General features: G+C 35.5%; 24 protein-coding genes. 7 read left to right on the top strand and 17 right to left on the bottom strand.

The window, feature by feature from the left end; translation table 11 throughout:
* Positions 1-19 precede the first annotated feature (19 nt).
* The 4 genes from murQ to AC1Q8M_RS00480 all read right to left on the bottom strand — a co-directional run bounded on the left by murQ (position 20) and on the right by AC1Q8M_RS00480 (position 3519).
* Positions 20-904 (bottom strand): N-acetylmuramic acid 6-phosphate etherase, encoded by an 885-nt coding sequence (murQ, locus tag AC1Q8M_RS00495; RefSeq protein WP_000892347.1) that lies wholly within the window; start codon positions 902-904, stop codon positions 20-22.
* A 155-nt stretch (positions 905-1059) separates the two neighbouring features.
* Complete coding sequence (locus AC1Q8M_RS00490) at positions 1060-1923, bottom strand: MurR/RpiR family transcriptional regulator (RefSeq protein ID WP_000648167.1); 864 nt, start codon at positions 1921-1923, stop codon at positions 1060-1062.
* Between the two features lie 29 nt (positions 1924-1952).
* Complete coding sequence (locus AC1Q8M_RS00485) at positions 1953-2267, bottom strand: hypothetical protein (protein ID WP_000704961.1); 315 nt, start codon at positions 2265-2267, stop codon at positions 1953-1955.
* Positions 2268-2391: 124 nt separating this feature from the next.
* A complete protein-coding gene (locus AC1Q8M_RS00480) occupies positions 2392-3519 on the bottom strand; it encodes a cation:proton antiporter (RefSeq protein WP_000899807.1) in 1128 nt (375 codons plus the stop codon).
* Between the two features lie 258 nt (positions 3520-3777).
* On the opposite strand from AC1Q8M_RS00480, the gene bcaP reads away from it, so the two are divergent.
* The gene (bcaP, locus tag AC1Q8M_RS00475; protein ID WP_000838715.1) at positions 3778-5181 is read left to right on the top strand and encodes a branched-chain amino acid transporter BcaP; all 1404 of its coding nucleotides are present in this window, start codon (positions 3778-3780) and stop codon (positions 5179-5181) included.
* Positions 5182-5209: 28 nt separating this feature from the next.
* Here the strand turns inward: bcaP and AC1Q8M_RS00470 are convergent, their stop codons facing one another.
* From AC1Q8M_RS00470 to AC1Q8M_RS00455, 4 genes are all read right to left on the bottom strand, one after another.
* A complete protein-coding gene (locus tag AC1Q8M_RS00470; RefSeq protein WP_001174835.1) occupies positions 5210-5380 on the bottom strand; it encodes a hypothetical protein in 171 nt (56 codons plus the stop codon).
* A gap of 12 nt (positions 5381-5392) precedes the next feature.
* Positions 5393-5596, bottom strand: a complete 204-nt coding sequence (locus AC1Q8M_RS00465; protein ID WP_000435797.1) for a hypothetical protein — start codon at positions 5594-5596, stop codon at positions 5393-5395.
* 79 nt (positions 5597-5675) lie between these two features.
* The gene (locus tag AC1Q8M_RS00460; RefSeq protein WP_141533066.1) at positions 5676-8135 is read right to left on the bottom strand and encodes a LamG-like jellyroll fold domain-containing protein; all 2460 of its coding nucleotides are present in this window, start codon (positions 8133-8135) and stop codon (positions 5676-5678) included.
* A 261-nt stretch (positions 8136-8396) separates the two neighbouring features.
* A complete protein-coding gene (locus AC1Q8M_RS00455; protein WP_033657453.1) occupies positions 8397-8645 on the bottom strand; it encodes a hypothetical protein in 249 nt (82 codons plus the stop codon).
* Here AC1Q8M_RS00455 and AC1Q8M_RS00450 point away from each other — a divergent pair.
* The gene (locus AC1Q8M_RS00450) at positions 8530-8913 is read left to right on the top strand and encodes an S-Ena type endospore appendage (RefSeq protein WP_232292655.1); all 384 of its coding nucleotides are present in this window, start codon (positions 8530-8532) and stop codon (positions 8911-8913) included. The two genes, AC1Q8M_RS00455 and AC1Q8M_RS00450, sit on opposite strands and share 116 nt — an antisense overlap.
* A 59-nt stretch (positions 8914-8972) precedes the next feature.
* On the opposite strand, the gene AC1Q8M_RS00445 is transcribed toward AC1Q8M_RS00450, so the two are convergent.
* The 4 genes from AC1Q8M_RS00445 to AC1Q8M_RS00430 form a co-directional block, all read right to left on the bottom strand.
* A complete protein-coding gene (locus AC1Q8M_RS00445) occupies positions 8973-9317 on the bottom strand; it encodes a DUF3992 domain-containing protein (RefSeq protein WP_000525814.1) in 345 nt (114 codons plus the stop codon).
* A 20-nt stretch (positions 9318-9337) separates the two neighbouring features.
* The gene (locus AC1Q8M_RS00440; RefSeq protein WP_001277540.1) at positions 9338-9706 is read right to left on the bottom strand and encodes a DUF3992 domain-containing protein; all 369 of its coding nucleotides are present in this window, start codon (positions 9704-9706) and stop codon (positions 9338-9340) included.
* A gap of 98 nt (positions 9707-9804) precedes the next feature.
* Positions 9805-10410, bottom strand: coding sequence for a DedA family protein (locus AC1Q8M_RS00435; RefSeq protein WP_000435017.1), 606 nt, complete (start codon positions 10408-10410; stop codon positions 9805-9807).
* Positions 10411-10421: 11 nt separating this feature from the next.
* On the bottom strand, positions 10422-10703 hold the full coding sequence (locus AC1Q8M_RS00430) for a YkvA family protein (RefSeq protein ID WP_000733837.1): 282 nt from the start codon (positions 10701-10703) through the stop codon (positions 10422-10424).
* A gap of 338 nt (positions 10704-11041) precedes the next feature.
* Here AC1Q8M_RS00430 and ku point away from each other — a divergent pair, with 338 nt between their 5' ends.
* Positions 11042-11854 carry a non-homologous end joining protein Ku gene (ku, locus tag AC1Q8M_RS00425; protein ID WP_065228343.1) on the top strand — a complete coding sequence of 271 codons (813 nt, stop codon included), beginning with the start codon at positions 11042-11044 and terminating at the stop codon, positions 11852-11854.
* A gap of 18 nt (positions 11855-11872) precedes the next feature.
* On the opposite strand, the gene AC1Q8M_RS00420 is transcribed toward ku, so the two are convergent.
* Both AC1Q8M_RS00420 and AC1Q8M_RS00415 read right to left on the bottom strand, forming a co-directional pair.
* Positions 11873-12652 carry a DUF2935 domain-containing protein gene (locus tag AC1Q8M_RS00420; protein WP_000440991.1) on the bottom strand — a complete coding sequence of 260 codons (780 nt, stop codon included), beginning with the start codon at positions 12650-12652 and terminating at the stop codon, positions 11873-11875.
* A gap of 14 nt (positions 12653-12666) precedes the next feature.
* A complete protein-coding gene (locus AC1Q8M_RS00415; protein WP_072939912.1) occupies positions 12667-13080 on the bottom strand; it encodes a VOC family protein in 414 nt (137 codons plus the stop codon).
* Between the two features lie 48 nt (positions 13081-13128).
* Here AC1Q8M_RS00415 and AC1Q8M_RS00410 point away from each other — a divergent pair, with 48 nt between their 5' ends.
* From AC1Q8M_RS00410 to brnQ2, 4 genes are all read left to right on the top strand, one after another.
* On the top strand, positions 13129-13344 hold the full coding sequence (locus AC1Q8M_RS00410; RefSeq protein WP_001046257.1) for a spore coat associated protein CotJA: 216 nt from the start codon (positions 13129-13131) through the stop codon (positions 13342-13344).
* 8 nt (positions 13345-13352) lie between these two features.
* Positions 13353-13616: a spore coat protein CotJB gene (locus tag AC1Q8M_RS00405; RefSeq protein WP_001076510.1), complete on the top strand. Its 264-nt coding sequence runs from the start codon at positions 13353-13355 to the stop codon at positions 13614-13616.
* Between the two features lie 12 nt (positions 13617-13628).
* Positions 13629-14198 (top strand): spore coat protein CotJC, encoded by a 570-nt coding sequence (cotJC, locus tag AC1Q8M_RS00400; RefSeq protein WP_000265273.1) that lies wholly within the window; start codon positions 13629-13631, stop codon positions 14196-14198.
* 217 nt (positions 14199-14415) lie between these two features.
* On the top strand, positions 14416-15732 hold the full coding sequence (gene brnQ2 / locus AC1Q8M_RS00395) for a branched-chain amino acid transport system II carrier protein BrnQ2 (RefSeq protein WP_000557554.1): 1317 nt from the start codon (positions 14416-14418) through the stop codon (positions 15730-15732).
* Between the two features lie 47 nt (positions 15733-15779).
* Here the strand turns inward: brnQ2 and AC1Q8M_RS00390 are convergent, their stop codons facing one another.
* From AC1Q8M_RS00390 to AC1Q8M_RS00380, 3 genes are all read right to left on the bottom strand, one after another.
* Positions 15780-16784, bottom strand: a complete 1005-nt coding sequence (locus AC1Q8M_RS00390) for an ABC transporter permease (protein ID WP_000269952.1) — start codon at positions 16782-16784, stop codon at positions 15780-15782.
* 1 nt (position 16785) lies between these two features.
* The gene (locus tag AC1Q8M_RS00385) at positions 16786-17652 is read right to left on the bottom strand and encodes an ABC transporter permease subunit (protein WP_000239699.1); all 867 of its coding nucleotides are present in this window, start codon (positions 17650-17652) and stop codon (positions 16786-16788) included.
* 88 nt (positions 17653-17740) lie between these two features.
* On the bottom strand, positions 17741-18475 hold the full coding sequence (locus AC1Q8M_RS00380) for a YwaF family protein (protein WP_000388713.1): 735 nt from the start codon (positions 18473-18475) through the stop codon (positions 17741-17743).
* Positions 18476-18484: the final 9 nt, after the last annotated feature.

Here is an 18484-nt window from a genome sequence, read left to right as displayed (position 1 = left end):
AATCCCCCTCCCTATTATTTTATAGTGCTTTCTTCACAAACCCTTTTGCGCATTTTAGTTTCTCCAGTGCTTCCCCATATTCGCACTGCAACAACACCATAACAATGGCAGCTTTTACGTTACGTTCTGCCTTTTCATAATACTCTGTCGCTACTTCATAACTAGCGCCTGTTGCTTCCACAATAATTCGTTTTGACCGTTCTACTAACTTTTCATTTGTGGATTGAACATCTACCATCAAGTTTTTATATACTTTTCCTACACCAATCATCGAAGCTGTTGAAATCATATTCAACACTAATTTTTGTGCTGTACCAGCTTTTAAACGCGTTGATCCTGTTAATATTTCTGCACCTGTCTCTACTTCTACATTTAACTTTGCATATTTACTTATTTCAGCATTTTTATTACAAGAAATACTCGCTGTACTCGCTCCTACGCTCTGTGCGTATTTCAAGCCGCCAATTACGTAAGGAGTTCTGCCACTTGCAGCAATTCCAATCACTGTATCTTTCTCATTTAATCCAATACTTTTTAAATCTTCTTCTGCTAACTCTTCGCGATCTTCGGCACCTTCCACCGCTTTAGTAAACGCTTTCAACCCACCTGCTATAAATCCTTGCACCATTTTATCATCCGTGCCAAATGTCGGCGGACATTCCACTGCATCTAGAATACCTAAACGACCACTCGTACCAGCACCAATGTAAATTAAACGTCCCTCTTCTTCAAAAGATTTAATAACAGTCTGTACAACCTTTTCAATTTGTTCTATCTCTTTTTCAACTGCTAACGCAACAGTTCGATCTTCTTCATTCATACTTTGCAACACTTCTTTTATGCTCATTTCATCCAGATTCATTGTTTTCTCATTACGATGTTCTGTCGATAAATTTTCTAACATATTTCCACCCTCTTTGAAATTATATTTCACACTTTTATTATAACTTTAAGAAACTAAAAATCAATAACCCTTTCTTATTTTATGAAATAAAATTTCACAACATGATATATTTGTGTCAAAGATAATAAAAAAGATGAGTCTCCTCATCTTTTCTTCTACTTTAACTTCCGTAACCGCAACGCTTCTTCTCGCGTCTCCATAAATTGATCCAATACTTTATTACCAATTCGGTTGAAAGTAATCACATATAAAGCATCAATCATATTCAGTTGCGTCATTCTCGACGCAATACTTGCAATACGATGATCTTGTTCTACATCTGGCATACAAAGACGAATGTCTGCTTCTTTATATAAGGGGGATGATTGATCTAGCTTCGTAATTCCAATAACAGTTGCACCTTGTCTCTTTGCATACTGCGCCATTTCAAGCACATCTCTCGTTCGACCAGATGTTGAAATCGCAACAAATATATCGCCTTCTTTTAAATTCGTCACAAGCGGCAACATCATATGAAAATCAGATAGCATCATCGCTGTAAATCCAAGCCGCGTAAATTTATAAGCCCCGTCCATTGCTGGCGTAGCTGATCCGCCTACTCCGTAAAAGATAATTTTATCCGCATTTACAATACGATCTGCAGCTTTTTCAAGTTCCTTCTTATCTATCGCAGTAACGCTCGCCTCAATTGCAGCTTTATTCACATAAGTGACTTTATTAAACAAATCGTACGGGCCATCTTCCGTATTCATCACTGAAAAATCGTTAATATTATAATCAGCAATCGTTAATTCACGAACGAGTGCTATCTTAAATGCTTTAAAACTTCCGATCCCAATCGATTTACAAAAGCGAACAACACTTGCTTCACTTGCTCCTGCATTCGTTGACACTTCTTTCGTCGTTAAGTTCGGAACAATCTCTGCATTCTCCATTATGTACATGGCAACCTTCTTTTCAGCTGGTGAAAATTGATCCATATTACTTTCAATTTTAAATAGTAACGTTGAAGCTTTCACTATTTAACCTCCACTTCTTACGGTTGCGTTCACTTATTTTCTCTTGCTTCAAGAAGGTAAAAACCATCATCGCCAGGAGGATGAAACACATTTACAATGCGGTTCCCTTTTTGATAAACAGTTCTTTCTCCTTCTGTCCACTTCTCTTTCCAACCGTTCATCCAAATCGCAACATCAGGTAAAAAAGCAGTATATTTCAGCTTCTGATCGTACTCACCATCTGCTTCTTTCGAAAAAATAGAAACCGGAAAATCTTTCACTTTTGATTCTTTCCATGCAGTAAATGGTATACATACTGCAATAAGTACGATTACACCGATAACCTTCTCCTTCGTAATCTTCACACTTCCCTCTCCTTGTCATATCACATACATAGATTTTACCATAATTACAAACCCTTCATGCTATATGATCATTGCTTTGGGGAATAAAAAAAGAGCTTACCTACATCAGATAAGCCCTTCCTCTCTATACAAAATATTTCTTCAAAAGTGGCGGTGTAATAATCGTCGTCAATATAACAACAATAACAATTGCTGTGAAATTTTCTTTCGCTAATAAATTCGCCGTAAGTCCATTTGCTGCGATGATAAGCGCTACTTCACCACGTGATACCATCCCCGCGCCAATACTAATAGAAGATTGGAGATTAAAACCTGTCAATCTCGCTCCTAAACCTGATCCAATTAACTTTGTGAAAATTGCAATGAGGGTCATAATAATAATGAACCAAAGCTGGCTTCCAATGCCTTGAAATGTAATTTCCATTCCGATACTTACGAAGAATACTGGAACAAATATTGCATAAGCAATCGGTTCAATTTTATGTTCCACTTCATGCTTATACTCTGTTTGAGAAATAGCAATTCCTGCTGCAAATGCTCCAATAATGCCTGCAATTCCCATCATTTCACTGTAATAAGAAAAAGAGAAGCAAATAATAAGAGCCGCGCTAATTAACGCTTCTGTTACACGAAGCGGGACAAGCATTTTCATAATCCAAGGAACGACTTTCCAAGCAATAAAAACAATACTTACAAAGAAAATAATTTTCTTTGCAATGACAAGTGTTATATTTACATCTTGTGTTCCTAAAAAACTCATTACAAATGCCAATAAAATAACGACAATGACATCATCAAATACGGCAGCACCTAAAATTGTTGTACTTTCTCTCGTATTCATTTTTCCTAAATCACGTAGCGTCTGCACCGTAATACTAACCGATGTTGCGCAAAGTAATAATCCTAAAAAAATGGCATGGGACTGCATTAATCCAAACAGCAATCCTGTTACATAACCACCGATAAAAGGAAAAATAATTCCACCAGCCGCTACTGCAAATGACGATTTCAAATTCCGATTTAACTCTTCTAAATCTGTTTCAAGTCCCGCCATAAACATAAGTAACAAAACACCAATCTCACTCAGTTCATCAATTAGTTCAGAACTATTAATAATACCGAGTACAGCTGGACCGATAATAATACCGACAATTAACTTACCAAGTACAGAAGGCTGACCAAGTCTCACGCTAATGTCACCAGCTAATTTCGTACAAAGTAAAATGACGACAAGTTCAAAATAAAATAACATAGCATCTGCTCCTACTTTAACTTTAATCAGTGGGTCGTTAACACCCGTTCATTTCTGCAAGTAGTTTCCCCTATTGATCCGAATTTTATTTTTCATATTTTTATTTGACAAAATATTCTGAATTATATTAAGATTAATCCAGCAATTTTAAAAAACTACATACCATAACTGTACCTCCATTTCCTTACATACTCTTTTTTAACGGGCTCATACTATAGTCGCAGTTATGGAAATGAAAAAACGGGGGGAGAGTCCACAGTGAAGTCATTATTACGAAAAAAAGCGCTTAGTACTGAATCACCAAAGCAGCTAGATAGAACATTAACTGCACTCGATTTAACGTTTTTAGGGATAGGCGCCGTAATTGGGACAGGGATCTTTGTATTAACAGGTATTGTTGCAGCAAAACATTCTGGTCCTGGTATTATGCTATCATTTCTTATTGCTGCATTTACTTGTGCTTGTGTAGCCTTTTGTTATGCTGAATTTGCTTCTTCTATTCCTGTCTCAGGAAGTGTGTATACTTACGCATATATGACAGTCGGAGAAGTCGTCGCCTTCATCGTCGGATGGTGTTTAATGCTCGAATATTTACTTGCAGTCGCGGCAGTAGCTGTCGGTTGGTCTGGTTATTTGCAATCATTACTACAAGGATTCAATATACACCTGCCCGCCATAATCGCCTCGGCCCCCGGCGTAGGAAAAGGTGGTCTCATCGATTTACCAGCTGTCTGCATTTTACTTCTTATTACTGGCCTTTTAAGTTTTGGTATACGTGAAAGTGCACGCATTAATAATATTATGGTTCTTATTAAACTAGCTGTTATCATTGCCTTTATCGTAGCAGGTGCAAAATATGTAAAACCTGAAAATTGGACACCGTTCATCCCATTCGGATACGACGGTATTATTACTGGGGCCGCCACTGTATTCTTCGCCTTCTTAGGATTTGATGCAATCGCAACCGCTGCAGAAGAAACGAAAAAACCGCAGCGTGACTTACCAATTGGTATTATCGGTTCTCTTCTTATTTGTACTGTTTTATATATGATTGTATCTTTCGTTTTAACAGGTATGGTTCCTTATACGCAATTAGACGTCTCTGATCCAGTTGCATTTGCATTGCATTTCGTTGGTGAGGATACAATTGCAGGACTACTCGCTGTCGGAGCGATGACTGGAATGACAACCGTTCTCTTAGTCGTTATGTATGGACAAGTTCGCGTTTCGTATGCAATGAGCCGTGACGGTCTACTTCCAAAAGCGTTAGCACGTGTAAATAAAAGAGTAAAAATCCCTTTATTAAATACGTGGATTACTGGCGTTGTTGCCGCTTTATTAGCAGGACTTTTAGATTTACATTTGCTAGCGAATTTAGTAAACATCGGCACGTTAACAGCCTTTACATTCGTTTGCTGCGCAGTACTTATTTTACGAAAAACACATCCTGATTTAAAACGTGGATTCCGTACACCTTTCGTACCTGTATTACCAGTTGTCGCGATTCTTTGCTGCTTATATTTAATGATCAATTTGTCTAAAACAACATGGATTAGCTTTGCAGTTTGGCTTATAGTCGGCTTATGCTTCTATTTCTTCTACTCTAGGAAACATAGTCATTTAGCTACCGAAAAAACGAATGATGAAAAGAAAAAAGCATAACAAAATAGCTCGCCGTTTTAGCGGCGAGCTATTTTTCTGTACTATTATATTTTTTCGTTAACGACTGTAAAATGAAAAATATGCCGATGCAAGCTGTAAACCATGCCCAATTTCCTATTGGCGTTGCGTATTTAATAATTCCAATACCTACAAGTAATAGGAAAATAATCACCTGATATATGAGCTTCCACTTTTGCATATATTCCCTCCTTTACTTCGTTCCCTTCTTTTTATTCTTCCAGGCATTCAAACTATCAAAGAAAAAGTTAATAAATAACGTTCCTAGTCCTGCTAATAAGAAAGTCATTAAAAATAAAACCCAAATACTTTTCTCTTTTAAGAAATAATATCCTACAAGGAGCACAACCGCAATCCATACATATTCAAGAATTCTTTTTAGCTTTTTCTGTTCCAAATTATTCGCTCCTTCATTCTATACTACTTTTAGTATAACAAAAAAGAAGCCTATCATGATAAGCTTCTTTTCTTCTCTCTTATTTGTTTATGCTTTTTTCAACAAGTGAAATTGTATACTCTAATGTACGATTCATCGTTTCTACCTGTGCATCTTTTACTTTTACATCTTTCACTACAGCTTCGGCCACTGTAATTTTTTGAATCAGTGCTTTCATTGAACCGTCCGTTACATTTGCATCTTGCGCTTTTTTCACTACTACTTTTGCAGATTCAATATTGATTTGTAATTTTTCTTTCGGTGTTTTCGGTTGTTCTACTACTTTAGATTGTACAAATGTTACATTAGCTGTTTTTAATTCGTTATATGTTTGAATAATTTGTTCCCCAGTACTTCCTACATTTTCAAATGCTTGCTTTGCAATGTTATAGCTTTTCTCTAGTTCTTGAAATGCTTCCTTTGAATATTGACCTGGCTTATCACCAAACTCATACGTACCAGCTAACACTTCTTTCACTTTTCCAAGCTCTTCATATAACGCGTTCACTTGCTCTAACTTTGTGCGGTTAGAAAACTCATTGTACGCCGCTAATACTTCTGAAGAACTTAACGCTTTACTATATAATTTCGCAAGCGCGATTTGTCCATTTAACGGAATACCACCATTTCCGTTACTATCAGGATCCGCTCCAAATGCAAATGGTACGTTTGGATGATACACTTTCCCAGTAGCTGGCTGACTATTTACTTTTTTACCATCTACGTAAATTGCCACTTCGCTTCCGTTATACGTTCCTGTTAAGTGATATGTTTTGTTTGCTTCTAATTGAACGCCAACACGTTTATAGCTACCACCAATGTGAGCCCATAATTCAACATATCCACTCCCTGTAGACTCAAATCCAATTCCGCCGCCTTCTGTATTTTGCAAAATACCTTGTCCGCGAATTTCATTCATTGAAAATACAGTTTCTAACGTAAACGTATTTGCTATTTTCTCTTTTTGTGCTGCTGAAAATGGAAGGTATCCAAATGTATTTGCTTTTCCGTTTAACTTCATAACATTCTTCTTCAATGTTTTATCATATTCAATAGTCACATTACCCTTCATATCACCTTTTGTACCAAATGGTGAATTGTCTTTAAATGTACCATCTGCAAAGTTTACATCGAAAACATCAGCTTTTGGTACTTTCACATTCGGGTCAATATTATCTTTTTTCGTAGTAATTTCCGCAGTTAACGGCTGCGCGGTTTCATTGCCAAATGAATCAATCGCAACTACTTCAAGTGTATATGTTTTCCCGCCATCTAACCCTGCAAGCGTAAACGTAAGATCTTTCGGCACTGGATCACGATAAAACTCTGAGAATGCTAACAATTTATTTTTTATTTCACCCGTTTGCTTATCTCTAGCTTGTACACGGTAAGAGTGAACAAGGAGGTTGTCCAATGCTTGCGGGAATGTTACTGTTGCCGCATTTTCTGTTACATTTGATACAGCAAGCTTTGCATCCTTAGCAAAGTAAGGCTTTTCTTTATCACGATCTTCTACATGTGTAAATGTTTCTTTCTTTGCTGTTAATTTAATTTTCCAAGGCTCGCCTGTCCAAGAATTCGTATGGAAATCACGACGATTAATCGTTACTTCTTTATCATCTACTTCTACTAATAAACCTTGGCTTAACGTACTAGCTCCTGGCGGGATATTCCCTTGTACTTTACCACCTTCAACTTCCATATAACTTACTGAAGATGTACCAACTGATGTAAAGTCTTTTTGATGTATCGATCTCGGATCATCTAATGGATAATGTGAATGACCTGAAAACGTAATAACTTGTGGGTATTCTTTTAATACCGCATTAATTTTTGCGCTATCTTGTGTTCCCCATTCATGACTACCGTATACTGTCTCTTTAATGTGTTGATGTAAAAATACAAAAATCGGTTTTTCTGGATCATCTTTTTGCGCTTTTGCCATTTCTTCTTTTAACCAATTAATTTGCTTGTCCGAATAATAGCCATGAGTTGTTCCATTCTCTGGAGACATAACAAGGAAGTGATAACCTTTTACCACTTTATGATAATAAATTGATTCCATACCTGTTTTTTCTAAGAAACGCTTCTGCGCACCTTCTACAGATAAACCGTTCCAATAATCATGGTTACCAAGAGAATTCATTCGCACAGCATCTTTATTTGCATTTTCATTGTACACTTGCATGAAACGATCATATTGCTGCACCGATCCTGTATCCGTGAAATCACCTACAATAACAAATGCATCTTGCTTCGGTGCTAATGTATTAAACTGTTCGATCGCTCTTTTCCAGCGAAACGTATCATCTGTTCCACTATTTTTAATATGCACATCACTTACAACTGGAAAAACTATCTTCTTCTCACTTGATGCCTTTTCTTGCTTTTTCTCTTCCGCCTTGACTGATGTACTCCACGGAAATGATACGAACGCTAATACAAAAACCATTAATAATCCAATAAGGCCTTTTACTTTTCTTAAAGCATTTCTGTCCACGTGAATCCTCCTCATAATAATTGATTCATTACAAGGGCTATTTTATCTAATACATGTTAATGTCGTTTAAATAACAAATGAATTTTATTAGATTTTTGTAAATATACAGTTAATTAGAAATTAAGTCCAACATTCCTCGTACTATTGTATACAACCACCTTTTGTCTAAAAGAGTCTGATCATTCTTTTCCTATGACTATTCACATATAATCTTTTCTATAACGCTAATGATAAGTTAAGGTTTAAGCCTATTAGACAATCTTAATTTTTAATATTTCCTTCTTTTTTTAACACATCGGCCATGCTTTTACATTTAATAGTAGTAAAAAACAACTTAAAAGGAGGGGTTGTATTGAAGAATAAAAAAAATATCGGCTGTTTCGCTCCTTTATCTATTATTTGTCCAGACCCTTGTCCACCGCCCCCTCCTCCAAATCCAAATTGCGAGCGAGTAACAAATGAATTTGCAGGGAATTTCCTCATAACTAATAACACCATCCCCTCTGCCAAAGATGCATCACAATCAATGATACTATGGCAAAGTGATGGGATACTACTTATATCAGGTACTGTCTCGGTTTACAATAGTACTAGCAGCACCGAAGCAATTACAATTCAAATCGTTGGAACAGTAACCAATATTTTCACTGTGTTTCCTGGTAATACAATATCGTACACAGGAAAAAACCTACAGTCGGTCAATATTATCAATATAACAAGTAATCCTTCACTATATTTAGAAGGCAAGTACTGTTGCGAATTTACATGTTGCTTATAGAATACCAATTTCATTACTTTCTCAATAAAAAAAGCATACCATTTACGGTATGCTTTTTTTTATGAAATCGGATAACGTACAGTAATACAAAACTCTCCTTGATTAACAGTTGTTCCTGTCGTAGTAATTCGAACAGTCGTAAAATATCGTACAGTGAAAGTACCACTACTTTGCGGCTGTACAGTAATTGTATCAATTACTGTAGCACCAACTAAAAAATCAACTGTAATCGGGTTCGCACCTACATCATATTTCACGTAACCTGAACCATATACTTCTTGCGTGATATTATTTGTATATACAATTTGAGTACCAGCACCTGTAATAGACCAGTCTGTACATACTTGGTCTTGCACAAGTGTTTTATTAGAACAACAAGACAAACTGGAACTTCTCATTCCCATTTCGATCCTCTCCTATTCTGCTATGAAAGTGGATAACGTGTTGTAATACAAAATTCTCCCTGATACGTTCCAGCAGGTGTTGCAGGTAACACAACTTGTATACTATCAAAGCGACGATACGTAAAAGCAATACTCGTTCCTGGGTTTAATGTTTGTGTATCAATTGTACCCCCAGCAGAATCAAGCGCTTCTACAGTAATTGGGCCTGGTCCAACATCATATTTAACAAAACCAGTACCAACTACGTTTTGGTTAATATTATTTGTATAGAGAACATTATCAATTGCTGTTGCAACTACAGTAGCAGACCACGGACTACACACTTTATCTTGCACATAATTTTTATCTGGACAACAAGTTAATGCTGACCCTGAGCACTCACAAGACATAGTTGTTTCCCCTCTCTCTTTTATATTCCCTATATGTGTATGTCCCTCAGAGTCTTTTGCCTGTACTATTCATCTATTTTCAAAAAATATTCAAATGACTAGATAGATTCCGTTTTGTTTCTTTTCTTCATATATTTATAGACAAAGATACTAGCAACGATAAGAATAACGCCCCCTAATATCGGTAGCATATATTGCCCAACAACATCTGCTGCTTTTTCCCAATGCGGACCTAATTTCATTCCAAAATAAACATACAAAGTCGTTAACGGGAACATTGCTACAAATGTATATATGCTGAATTTCCATATGTTCATTTTCGCCATACCGCATGGAACAGAAATAAGCGTTCTAACTCCCGGTACAAAGCGTCCAACAAATGCTACAACTGGTCCATATTTCTCAAAGAAATCATCTGCTTTTTGAATTTGTTCTTCTTTAATAAAGAAGTATTTTCCGTATTTTATTAATAGCGGACGACCACCGTAATAACCGAGTGCGTATAACGTTAACGGTCCTGTCGTTCCGCCAAGCGTTCCGGCTAGTACAGCAAGCCAAAAATTCATATCACCCTCGTATACCCAATACCCAACCATGGGCAAAACTACTTCTGCCGGAATAAATTCAAACGTTAATGCTAACACAACTCCAAAATAAGAAAACTGCTTTAAAAACTCGATTATATCTAAAATAATTTGCTCCATATTTTTAACTCCTATCCTACATTTACGTTATGCTTTTCTTGTAATTGAACTGGCGCCATTTTTACAATTCGGTTCAAAATAAATAACACAATTCCAATATCATCTAAAATACCGATAAACGGCAGGAAGTCTGGAATTAAATCGAGCGGCATCGCAACATAACCAACTAAAAACGCAATAGATAAAATTTTCTTCTTTATTGAAACCTCTTTTGAAGTGAAAAAGTCAAATAGGAATGGAACAAATCGGCGAATATGAAATACAACTCTTAATCTACTAATAAGTTTTTTCATTTTTATATCTCCTCTCTTTGTATACGAAAAGGACCCTACCAAATATGGTAAGGGTCCTCAAAAAGACAGAAAGGGGCCTTTACCATTGCTGGTAAAGGTCTCACTAACAACGAAACGTTGCCAATAAAGCCGAGGGTTTCTCCCTGTAATGACGACTTTACTGTAATAAGTTACTCCCCTTTATACACAATTTTATACACTCACATTAAAATATTTCAGAGGGCTTGTCAATATATTTTATATCCCAATCCCTTTCGTAAAAAACAAAAAACGTATAGGAAATTTCTTACTATCTCATAATATACATAATCATTTTTGAACGAAAGGAGATGTTTCATTTGCATACTGTATGGAAAGGTGCACTTTCACTTGGACTATTAAATATAGGAATCAAACTATATAGTGCCGTAGAAGAAAACGACATAAAATTTTTAAGTCTTCATAAAGAATGCTTAACACCTATTAAATATAAAAAATTTGCTCCTGATTGTACGGATGAAGAAATTGATGATAAAGATATTGTAAAAGCCTATGAATACGCACCTCATAAATATATTATTATGGATGAAAAAGAATTAGCTGAATTACAACAAGCTCATGAACCACGATCCATTCGTATTATATCTTTTGTCCAAAATAACGAAATTGATTCTGTTCTCTATGATCGCTCTTATTTTATAGGACCTACCCTAGGACATGAAAAATCATATTTATTATTAAAAGAAGCTCTTGAACGTACGAATAAACTTGGTCTTATCCATATTTCCATTAGAAAAAAACAACATTTAGCTATTATCCGTAACTTTGAAGATGGGCTTATATTACAAACTATTCACTACCCTAATGAAATTCGCGATATAACAAATACACCTAACTTACCAAGTAATGAAAATTATCCAATTCAAAAACAAGAACTCACAGCAGCAATCAATTTAATCCACCATCTTACAAATCCTTTCGAACAAGAGTTATATACAGATGAATATAAAGAAGCTCTTACCGAATTAATCGAAAATAAAATTGAACAACAAGAAAAAACCGAAACCATCTCTCCTGCTCCAAACATCATCAATATTATGGAGACATTACAGGCAAGTATTGAACAAGCAAAAATAAAAAGAGACAATAAAACAGAAAAAGAGGCCAAATAAAATTGACCTCTTTTTTCTTTAAAGCGGATTACATTTTGGCATCTCAAGTCCAGAAGATTGTGCTAATTTTAATAAGTAATAACATTCTTCTCTTGCCATATGATCCGCCATTCTAGCAGATAATGCACTTAATATTTCATTCGATAACTCCATCTCTTCAACCTCATGGAGAAAATGCGAAAATAATTTTAACTCAAGTGAAACATCTTTTGTAAACTTCTTTAATGCAGGAAAATGATGAAGCTCTGTCCGTAAATAACCTGTCATCTCAACTGCCTTTAAGTAAAATTGTTCAAAGTGCTTCGTAAATTCTTCACTTTTCTCTTTCAATCTTTTTTCAACAAGATCTAATCCACCAGAAATAGAGCCTGCATGACCAGCCGCATCCGTTAACCAAACGAGATGGTAATGTAATTCATGAAAAACAGGCGGAACTTCTCCTTTCTTTAAAAATTCTAACACCGTTATATATTCTTCTACTTCGTTTACCATATGATTGATGAAAGTTGGTGTAAAATGAATAGTGATTTTTCCCTCGAGTTGTTTCTGTATAATACTTAATTTAAACGTTCGTATTTCCTTTGCGGCTCGTTCTGCCTCTTTTGAAAATGCAATGAGATTCACATTATGAACTTTATTTAAAAGATTCGTAAATGTTTCAAGAAAATATGTGGCCTTCTTTATATCTTCTTTTTCCTTCGGAGCTAATGCATCAAGTAAAAATTGCGAATGATCAGTAAGCACCCTTAGCCAAAATTGATGCTCAAACAACGCACTTTCTTCATAATTCCTCTCCACTAAATCGCCTCCGTTTATTCATCCTTCTCTATCACTTGAAGTTTATATCCATCTGGGTCTTGTACTACAATACTCTTCTCACTTTTGTTTTCTGTATATGCAATTTTATAAAACACTAACCTCTTCTTTAAATTCTCTATGTTAGAAATTGAAAACATTAGAACATCAACCGCATCCGTAACACTCTTCTCACGCCCACCCAAACTACGATTCATTACAAAACTAATTCTCGTTGAATCAGTATCATACCAAACCCCTGTTACATCTAATTGGGGTCTTTCTAAACTAGGCTTGATTCCTAAAATCCCTTCATAAAAATACAGAGTTTCCTTTAAGTTCTTTACTTCTAACACGATTAAATTCTTTACATTCTCCACATTCATTCCCCCTGTACTTATTACTTTTTTATATGTGTCATAAATGCTCATTATGTCTGAATACAATACGTAGTAATGAACATGTAAGGAGGTTTATTCATGAATAAATATATGAGATCATTCGTGCCCTATCATAGTCCTCTCGATCCTTGTCCTCCTATCGGAAAAAAATATTATTCTACTCCTCCTAATTTATTTTTAGGCTTTCAACCGCCAAACTTGCCTCAATTCACACCAAAAGAAGCACTACAAAAAGGGACTTTATGGCCTGTTTTTTATGACTATTATGAAAATCCTTATAAAAAAGGGCGGTGACTACTGACGTGAATCAATCGCTACCAGAAGAATACTATCAGCTTTTACTGGAGCTTCAAGAATTAGACTTTGTACTAGTTGAACTCACTCTTTATTTAGATACACATCCAGATGACACCGCCGCGATTAATCAATTTAATGACTTTTCCTATAAGCGGAGAGTATTAAAACAAAAGATGGAAGAAAAATACGGACCACTCCAACAGTTTGGAAACAGCTATTCTAATGCCCCTTGGGAATGGAGCAAAGGTCCTTGGCCATGGCAAATATAAAGGAGAGAAACTATGTGGATTTATGAAAAGAAATTACAATACCCAGTTAAAGTGGGAACTTGTAATCCCGCACTTGCAAAATTATTAATCGAGCAATACGGTGGTGCAGATGGAGAATTAGCTGCTGCACTACGTTACTTAAATCAACGTTATACAATTCCTGATAAAGTCATTGGCCTACTTACTGATATTGGTACAGAAGAATTTGCTCACCTTGAAATGATTGCTACGATGGTTTATAAGCTGACGAAAGATGCGACCCCTGAACAAATGAAAGCTGCTGGTCTTGACCCTCATTACGCTGATCATGACAGTGCTCTTCATTACCATAACGCTGCTGGTGTTCCATTTACTGCAACCTATATACAAGCTAAAGGTGATCCAATTGCCGATCTATACGAGGATATTGCAGCTGAAGAAAAAGCACGCGCAACATATCAATGGCTCATTAACTTATCAGATGATCCAGATATAAATGACAGCCTACGCTTCTTACGTGAACGAGAAATTGTCCATTCACAACGTTTCCGAGAAGCAGTTGAAATTTTAAAAGAAGAACGCGATAAAAAAATATTTTTTTAAAACACGTATCCTAGCGATATGTGTTTTTTTATGTTAAAAGTTAAATCCTTCCTATTAAACATATAAATAGTATATTTATTCGATTTAATGCATTATTTTTTAATATTTTCAAAATTCCCTATTGCTTTCTAGTCATCAGACCTTTAAAATAATAACAGTTACTCGACAAATTATTTGAATTTTCGACAAAAACACTCATTAGGAGGATTTTCTTTATATGCATACAACTTTAAAACCAGCGCAAATACTTTCGATTAGTTTATTACTATTCGCAGTTTTCTTCGGTGCTGGTAATATGATTTTCCCGCCCCTTCTTGGTCTTTCTTCCGGAGAAAATATGTGGGTTTCCATTACAGGGTTTATTATTACAGACGTCGGTTTATCTTTACTTGCTATCGTTGCTGTTGCCCTTGCTGGTGGTAGTTTTAACACTTTAGCGAGCCGTGTTCATCCAAAATTCGCAGCAGTATTCGCTATCATTATTTATCTTTCAATCGGCCCACTATTTGTTATTCCACGAACTGGATCTGTATCTTATGAAATCGGGATTGCACCACTTTTCCCAGATCAATGGTATTCTATGTTAGTTTTTAGTGCGATTTTCTTCACAGTCGTTTACTTCTTATCATTAAATCCATCCAAGCTAGTAGATCATATCGGTAAAATATTAACGCCAATTTTACTTGTAATTATTGCAATTATGGCAACAAAAGCGATTCTTTCACCAGGGACGTTTGCAGAACCTATCGGTGACTATAAAGACATCCCGTTTTTCAAAGGATTTCTTGAAGGATTTTTAACGTTAGATGCAATTGGGGCTCTCGTACTATCAACAATTGTTGTAAATGCAATTCGTCAAAATGGTATACAAGAGAAGAAATCTATCGCAAAATATACAATCATTTGCGGAAGTATCGCTGCTCTATTCTTAACAATTGTTTACTTCTTACTCGGTTATATTGGAGCTTCAAACGGAAACTTAGGACAATTCGAAAACGGTGGGCAGCTATTAGCTACTGTTATGTATCAATTCTTTGGGACAAGCGGTAATGTTTTATTAAGTATCGCCATTATCTTCGCTTGTTTAACAACAGCAATCGGCGTTGTAAGTGCGTTCGCCAACTATTTCGCAACAGTACTAACAAACGTTTCATATAAGAAGCTCGTACTATACGTTTGTATTTTTAGCTTCGTGATTTCAAACTTAGGATTAAGCTTATTAATTAAAATCACATTACCTGTATTAATCATTTTGTATCCAATTACAATCATTTTAATTTTCGTATCATTTATTGATAAATATACGAAACGTAAACCTTCTGTCTACATCGGAGCAATGCTCGCAGCATTCATTATTAGCTGTATTCATGCACTTGATAATGTGGAATTGATACCAAGTTTTATCGCTAATATCGTACACACAATTCCTTTTTATAACCTAGGAATTGGCTGGATCATTCCAGCAATAATCGGTGGTATAATCGGATACTTTATTCCGCAAGCAGAAGCGGAAGGCGAAGTCTCTACAAAATAAAGAAAAGAAGCAAGCATGAAATACATGCTTGCTTCTTTTCTTTATTTTCACATCGTATGCTTAAAAGTAAATAACTCTTCTTTCGACTGCACAACAGATTGTTCCTCTTCTACAACATCCTTCTTTAGCTCTCCTCCTAACCTTACTTTCATCATCGCCTCTTCGATACTTTTTACAATCATATTTCCTGAAAAAATAGTAAGTCCAAAAAATGTAATCGGAACGAGAGGGATCCACGGATTCACTGTTAATGACCTAAAGTATACTCCAATTAAACCTGACCATTCATGCGTATAAGATTCCACCTCTTTTATTTGTCCACCAAACATTACAGTCCCACCAAAGAACACTTCAAGTAATCCTAAGTGCAGTAAAATAGTAAGAGTCTGCGTAAACTGCTGAAGAAATACGAGTATAAACGGCATATAGAGATGCGGAAAAATATGTTTTATAACAATATGTCTTCTCGATCCACCTAATATGCGCGCGGCATCAACAAATTCTTCCGTTCGCAATTTACGAACTTCCTTCGCCACATACAGTGCAATAACTGGCATTACAAGCAGTACAAGTAATACCACTTGAAACGAAGCCCTTTCAAAAAAGGTTGTTGTCTCCTCTCCGCTTCCAAATGCATTTGCAGATTGAAGAAAAAAATACGCAATCATAACTGTCGGAATAACTGTAAAACTATCAAAGAAAGCCTCAATTTTTGAAAATCCTCTTTTTATATACGTTCCGAGTACGACACCGAAAAACACACCTATTACCATTCTAAGTGCCGCAATTAAAATAGATATACCAATCGTCCACTTCGCGCCCTCAATGACTAAATGTAACAGGTCATACCCTTTCCGGTCTGTCCCGAGTAAAAATTGTAATGAAGGTGGAAACGGTGGCACTTGTGGATTTTCATCCGCATCATATTGCAATGTAACTTGTCTAATATGTCCATCATTCCATAACGTATTTCCGATGCTCAAAAGAACTAATAGGAGAAGAAAACCAATGCTTATCCAAAATCTTTTATCACGTTTTATATACGTCCACATATTATAATCTCTCCTTCATCGCAGCCGGAATGAGATAATGAAACAATTTAAATAAAATAAAAATCGGAATATATATAAGCAGTACACTCACTATGAAAACCTCAACTCTAATACCGAAATACGATTTCAAAAACATAAAAATACCACCCGTATTAAAAATCCATTCTATAATATATAAATTAGATAACATAAAAAAGATATTCGTTTTCGCAAAGAATAATGTACTAAGCAACACATTTCGTAAAATATGACGATTTAAAATATGAAAGCGCCCCAGCCCTTTCGCCTTAGCAAATAGTACATAATCTTTTTCTAGTTCATTTTCAAAACGAAGCACGACCATTTTTACAAACATAATCGTAGTCGGGATGCTCAAACACAATATTGGCAACCCCCTAATCGACTCGCCTCCAATTGAAGCAATTTGAAAAGGTAAAAAACCTGTTTGTTTAAAAAACCATACAACTAAAATTTGTGATACTAAAATAAGAAGGATATCTGGAATGGATTCTAGGAAGATAAGAAATGATTTAATTCGATGTTGTATACGCGGTGAACTACTCATAATTACATAAACAATACAAAATGCTACAAATAATGAAATAAAAAAAGCAGCTAAAAAAATAATAATCGTTTCTTTATAATGGACGAACAACTGCGGAAATAAAAATTTACCTCTCACATATTGCAAATTGGAAATATCCATTAAGTTCACAAACACTTCTTTTAAACTCTGTATGTACTTTGATACATCCAGCTTAAATCCATAAAACAATTTCGGCAGAGCCCCTAACATAATAATCCCCAAAATCGAAATAAGAAATTGAATCGTCACTTCCATTCCATTCAAAAATACTTTTTTGACCATTTTCGCCCTTCTCTCTCTATAATTTACCCCTTAATTTTATTCTTAATTTTCTGAATTGTAAATATTTTAAGAGCGAAAAATCACTAGGCTATGATCCTAGTGATTCCTTATGCGCATGCCTTTCTCTTTTCGCAAACGGCATATACAAAACCAAACATCCAATAAGCGCAGCTATTTCCAATGAAATAATATAGTAAGGATGCGGCCCTAACATATCAAGTAATGAAGCTGTTTCTGGCTTATGAGCTAAAAACATATAATTACCACCTGTTTTGTAATTTACAAACGAAACAATTGGAATCAATATGTTTAAAAATATCATTGTGCGTTTAATAGATTGTACTGTCGGACGATATCCTTCCACCCAAGTCATAAAGAGTGGTGCCCAAATGAGCAATATATGCGCAATAAAATATTCAATGAAACGAAAATGCGGAAAAGCATACTGCAAGTTTGGCGTTAAAATAGCTTGTGATGCACCAATAATTCCCGTGAAAAATACAATCTCATATATGCGGTAACTTTTCGTTACGATCATAATCGACGCTAATAATAAACTAATCGTACATAATTCAAACGGTAATGAAGTAGCTAGCTCAAAAATCCCCGCTTTCCACTCCCACATATGAAGCCCAATTTCACTACCTATAAATAAAAATGCAATTGCATATCGAACCGTTATATTCCACTCACTTTGACGTAATACATCTTGGTATTGATACAGAAAAAATATCCCCACCAACATAATAAATAATATAATGGCATGTTGCCTTGAGTATGGAATAAACGATTTTAATGGATGCGCACTAAAATAAGCTTCCATCTTCCTTCC

It is taken from the genome of Bacillus sp. GW823-FHT06A10, assembly GCF_058795375.1.
Note: the sequence above shows the minus strand (reverse complement) of the source record. Positions and strands in the feature narration are given on the sequence as shown.